This is a genomic window from Halomonas sp. 707D4 (genome assembly GCF_024158685.1).
In the GTDB taxonomy this organism is placed as follows: Bacteria; Pseudomonadota; Gammaproteobacteria; order Pseudomonadales; family Halomonadaceae; genus Vreelandella.
In genome coordinates, this window is record NZ_JAMZBD010000645.1 from 1 (window position 1) to 1,415 (window position 1,415).

Consider the following 1,415-nt stretch of genomic DNA (forward strand, 5'->3'; position numbering starts at 1 on the left):
GAACACCGACCGCGCGCTGGTGCTGCGCGAGGGGCGCGTCGCCTGCGAAATCATTCCCGCCGAGACCACCGAAGAAGCGCTGGAGGCCGTGATCAATGCGTAAGCTCTTACCCCGCCGGGGGCTCGGCACCGAAGGCGTGCTGCTGGGCATCCTGCTCGCGCTGTGCGTGGTGCTGTCACTGGCGACCGACAGTTTCCTGAGCGTGCAGAACCTGTTCGACCTGCTCAACAACCAGTCGGTCAACATCATCTTCGCCGTGGGGCTGGTGGTGGTGCTGATCGCCGGCGGCATCGACATCTCCTTCGCGGTGGCCGCCTCGGTGGTGCAGTACGTGGTGATGACGCTGCTGATCGACCATCTGGGCGGCGGCGGCTGGGTCGTGGGCATGGCGCTTTCGATGCTCGTCGGCGCGCTGCTCGGGCTGATCAACGCCTTTCTGATCCACCGCTTCCGGATCGTCTCGATCATCGTCACCATCGGCACCTTCAACCTGTTCTTCGGGCTCTTGATGTACGTGACCGGGGGCGTGTCGATCTACGACGTGCCGGACTGGCTCTACTACGCGATCCCGCTGCTCGACCTGCCTGCCGAGCGCGGCTCCGCCACGCTCTACCTGCCCGCCGCCGTGATGGCGGTGATGGTCGCTCTGACCTGGCTGATCCTGGCCCGCACCGGCTTCGGGCGCTCGATCTACGGCTTCGGCTCGAGCCCCGAAGCGGCCAGACGCTCCGGCGTGAGCGTGTGGAAGATCCACGCCTTCGCCTACGGCTGGCTGGGGCTGTGCGCCGGGGTGGCCGGCTTGATGCAGGCACACATCGTCCAGGAAGTGGTGCCCAACGCCCTGATCGGCCAGGAGCTGACCATCCTGGCCGCCGTGGTGCTGGGCGGCGCGACCCTGGGCGGCGGGCGCGGCACGGTGCTCGGCGCGGTGCTCGGGGTGCTGCTGCTCGCCGTGGTGCAGAACGGCTTGAACCTGCTGGGCGTCACTCCCTACGCGTTTCGCATGATCGTCGGGCTGATCATCCTCGTCGCGATCACCACCAGTAACCTGGGCAACCTGCTGCCCCGTTCCACCAGGGCGAAGAACCTATGAACAAGCCGTTGAAAACGCCGCACGCCGGCCTGCGCCTGGGCGGCGATACCCGCGAAGTGCTGGTGATGGCCGCGCTGCTGGTCGCGAGCATCGCGCTCTTCTCCTTCGCGGCACCGGGCTTTCTCGGCGCCGCCAACTTCAACTCCATGGCGATGCAGCTGCCGGAGCTCGGGCTTCTGTCGCTGGCCATGCTGGTGCCGATCATCTCCGGGGGGCTGAATCTCTCGGTCACCTTCACCGCCAACATCGCCGGTCTCGCCACCGCCTGGCTGGTGCAGGGCGTGCTCGGCGATCTGGGGCTCGCCAGCGCCCCGCTTGCCA

1 protein-coding gene and 1 pseudogene are annotated in these 1,415 nt (G+C 67.3%); both read left to right on the forward strand.

Going from position 1 to position 1,415, the window contains the following annotated elements:
• Positions 1–95 precede the first annotated feature (95 nt).
• Positions 96–1,094, forward strand: a complete 999-nt coding sequence (locus tag BIS11_RS17515) for an ABC transporter permease (RefSeq protein ID WP_253424029.1) — start codon at positions 96–98, stop codon at positions 1,092–1,094.
• A pseudogene (locus tag BIS11_RS17520) lies at positions 1,091–1,415 on the forward strand (hypothetical protein); the annotation flags it as partial. The gene BIS11_RS17515 and the pseudogene BIS11_RS17520, both read left to right, overlap by 4 nt.